This is a genomic window from uncultured Campylobacter sp. (assembly GCF_963517995.1).
GTDB lineage: Bacteria > Campylobacterota > Campylobacteria > Campylobacterales > Campylobacteraceae > Campylobacter_A.
Map to the genome: position 1 here is coordinate 1 of NZ_CAUQHQ010000193.1, position 3,358 is coordinate 3,358.

Sequence of the window (3,358 nt, forward strand, 5' to 3'; positions counted from 1 at the left end):
AATAGTAAAATTACGTCTCTTTACCGGGCATCGCGCATAAATTTACATCCGCTTTTTTGATGGCGCTTAGACGCTCTCGTGAGATATTACGCTTGATTCAAGCGAGAAATTAGCTTAAAATAGCGCCTAAATTTATGCTATATCGAAAATTTACTTAACTTTTATCTAAATTTTGGTTCGCTCTTGACAACTCATCGCAAAACTTGACGCAAAACAAGACAAAATATATCTTAATAAACTATAATTCCGAATTATTTTTAAAAGGAGAAAATATGAAAACGCTTATTATCCTAGCGCATCCTGATATCGCGGGCTCTCGCGTAAATCGCCGCTGGAAGGAAGAAATCCTAAAACACGCCGATAAATTCGAGCTCCATGAGCTTTACTCGCTTTATCCTGAGTTTAAAATCGATGTAGCCAAGGAGCAAAAACTACTCGAAACTCACGATAAAATAGTGCTTCAATATCCGCTATATTGGTCAAATTTCCCGCCGCTTTTAAAAAAGTGGTTTGACGACGTATTCGCCTACGGTTGGGCTTACGGCACGGGAGGCACCAAGCTAAACGGCAAGCTATTTTCGCTAGCTATCTCGGCGGGTGCGAAAGAGGATATGTATTCCAAAGACGGTATCGAGGGCTTTAGCCTGCAAGAGGTATTGTCGCCGTTTAAAGCTACTCTAAATTTCGTCGGTGCAAAGCCTATGGCAGATTTCGCCTCGTACGGCTTTTTACTGGGCGCTAGCGACGAAGACGTCGAAAATAGCGCAAAAGAGTACATAGACTTTTTACTTAAACTTTGATTTTGCGGACGGAGATTTATCTGCTTAAATTTCCGTTGTTTGTCACTTTACCCAAGCGGCTTTGCCGCCGAATTTTACTTTACCGAGGACTTTTTCATGATTTTTAGCCCCTTGGCACGCTTTATAGCCCCAAGCGCAAAGCCCGCAATAACTACCAAAAGCGCAAACGCGGCGACTCCCCAAAAAAGATAGGTCTCGCCGCTTTCGTAATAAGTAACCGCCTCAAAAACGAGCTCGCCTCGCGCCGGCACGAGCCGCTCCTCTTTTATCATCTTACGGATGTCCGCGCCGCTTATGTTTTGCCCGCTTGGATCATACGGCCGTGTCAAGGCCTCTATGGCGGCAACGTCTGCGATCTCGTAAACGCTAGCGCTAATCCCCTGCTGCGTCCCAAGCGCGTCAAAATAGTAAATTTTATCGCCGTCTGCGTAAACCGCGCCGTATACGCCGTTGCGCACAAGGCCTATTTTGCGCCACTGCTCGCTAGTTTTGAGCCTAAAAAGCTCCGTACGGCGCGAGCTTAGCCGTTTGCCGCTTTTGCCGCGGCTCCAAATTTCGCGGCTCTGCACGAAATAAGTCTGTCCGCTGCTAACAAAAACGCTACCCGCAAGCGGCGAAATTTCACCCATAAACGGATCCGCCGCCGCGCGTTTTAGCTCGCCGCTTTCGCCGTCATTTTTACTCTCCCAAAAATAAATCCCGTCCTTGCCGCGAAAAAGCAGGTGATAGGCGTGCGCGCCAAAGACGCCAAACGGTAGCGAGTAAGGCGCAAATTCGGGCGCAAACTCATTCCCGTCCGCATAGACTACACCGCTAGCGGGCTCTAAAAGATAGCGCGCGCGGCCAAAATACGCAGCCTCATGCAGCTCAGGGGTAAATTTAACCGCGAGTCGCGAGCTTTTAAAATAGACGTTTCGCCCGTCCGTGACGTAAAAATCGCTAGTTCGACCGCGCGCGTCCCTCACGTATCTTAGCCCATCCGCGTCCGCGCCCTCTAACTCCTCGCCCTCGAAATAAGCTTTTTTGCCACCTTTATCGCCGCCGATTTGCGCTCCGTCTCGGACGCCTTTTTTATCTTCCGCGTCGCTATTTTCGCTAAATTTACCGCCTTGGCTCGCGTTTTTAGCCGCAAAGCCAAAACCCAAAACCGGAGTCAAATTTACGCCTGAAACGCGCTTTGTTTTATAAATATAGCTTTGCGGTTTATCAGCGCCCAGTAGCGCGTACACCGCAGTTTGGACCACCTCGGTAAACTCGCCTAGCTCGTGGTTTCTCTCGCCTACGTCGCTACAAAAATAGCTAACCCCGCCGTCCGTGAAATATCCGTTTCCAATCGCCCTAGCGCGCGTGGGATCAAGCCCGCTCATGGCTAGATTGCCGCAGTAGACGGCGCTTTCGTCAGCTCCGACGTTTCGCCCGCGATAACCGCCTGACGCAAGAACCCTAAATTTATCCGCCCGCGCGCCTTTTAGCTCAAATTTGCCTCCGCTTGGGATTAGCGCGTAAATTTTACCCTGCGGCGTCGCGTAAAATTCGCTGTCGCCTATTTTGGTAAATTCGCCCTCCTCCTCGTAGCTAGCGATATAAACCGTAAAAAATACAGTAAAAAGTACGGCAAAAAGCGCAACCGCGCAAGTAGCGGGAGAATTTTTTATTTTCATCAATCGCCTAAATTTAAACTAAATTTTTATGATTATATTATGATTTTGTTTAAGAGTTTAAATTTGACGCAAAAACCGCAAAAGCATTGCAGATTTTTGCATTACGGTTACGCCGATTCGTAGGAAATTTTGCTAATTTTAAAAATGCCGAGTAACTGCGTTTGCTTGGTTTGCGGTAAGATTTTGTCTATCGCTAAACGATAAATTGCTTAAAATCCTCCGTCAAAATGCGCTCAAACCGCGGTAGCAAATCCTATCGTTTTGAGAATTTATACCCCGCGACTCCATGCAAAAGCGCAGACGTTATTTACTTTAAAACGGCAAACTCCACATAGCCTTCCATGGCTATAAGCATTATCCAAGCGGCATCCGGGCTGTAAAAATAGTGATGTTCGGGGATATTTTCTACCATAAATTTTAAAAAGTCGTAAAAATACTCGGGCGCAAATTTGACTTCGGCATTGGTCAGATTGTCGCCGACGTAGCTTATATCCGCGCTTAAAATTTTACTTTGGATGTTTGGATTTGAGCTTATAAAATCCTTAATATCGGTAAAATTTTTGTAATCGACCGTTTTGTAGTCTTTTAAATTTTGCAAAACCGGCTTTGAGCCGATAAAACTAAAATTTTGCCCTATAAACTCCGCTCCGCCGTCATTCGCGCGCCACTCGTCGCCCAAAGCGGACAAAAAAGCAAGCATCTCGTCATCGGCCCAGCTAAAATTTTCAAAATCCATTTTCACCCCGTAAAGTCGTTGTAAATTTAAATTGCGCCGCCGCACATTTTTATAAACTGCGCTGATTTAACTCAAATTTCGTACCCCAAACTCGCGGCAAAGAATTTTTGAGCAAATTTGGACATTATTGTCAAATTTCGTCAAAAAACCATAAAATTTTC

The 3,358-nt window shown here is 46.0% G+C and carries 3 protein-coding genes; 1 reads left to right on the plus strand and 2 read right to left on the minus strand.

Features of this window, described 5'->3' with window-relative positions:
• The first annotated feature begins 272 nt into the window (after positions 1 to 272).
• Complete coding sequence (locus RYL88_RS12395) at positions 273 to 800, plus strand: NAD(P)H-dependent oxidoreductase (protein ID WP_314991705.1); 528 nt, start codon at positions 273 to 275, stop codon at positions 798 to 800.
• Positions 801 to 874: 74 nt separating this feature from the next.
• Here RYL88_RS12395 and RYL88_RS12400 read toward each other — a convergent pair whose 3' ends face one another.
• Both RYL88_RS12400 and RYL88_RS12405 read right to left on the minus strand, forming a co-directional pair.
• Positions 875 to 2,461 (minus strand): DKNYY domain-containing protein, encoded by a 1,587-nt coding sequence (locus RYL88_RS12400; protein ID WP_314991707.1) that lies wholly within the window; start codon positions 2,459 to 2,461, stop codon positions 875 to 877.
• Between the two features lie 307 nt (positions 2,462 to 2,768).
• Positions 2,769 to 3,197, minus strand: coding sequence for a hypothetical protein (locus tag RYL88_RS12405; RefSeq protein WP_314747627.1), 429 nt, complete (start codon positions 3,195 to 3,197; stop codon positions 2,769 to 2,771).
• Between the last annotated feature and the right edge of the window lie 161 nt (positions 3,198 to 3,358).

Coding starts and splice junctions, on each gene's coding strand:
- RYL88_RS12395 (WP_314991705.1), top strand. CDS start 273: ATGAAAACGCTTATTATCCTAGCGCATCCTGATATCGCGGGCTCTCGC.
- RYL88_RS12400 (WP_314991707.1), bottom strand. CDS start 2,461: ATGAAAATAAAAAATTCTCCCGCTACTTGCGCGGTTGCGCTTTTTGCC.
- RYL88_RS12405 (WP_314747627.1), bottom strand. CDS start 3,197: ATGGATTTTGAAAATTTTAGCTGGGCCGATGACGAGATGCTTGCTTTT.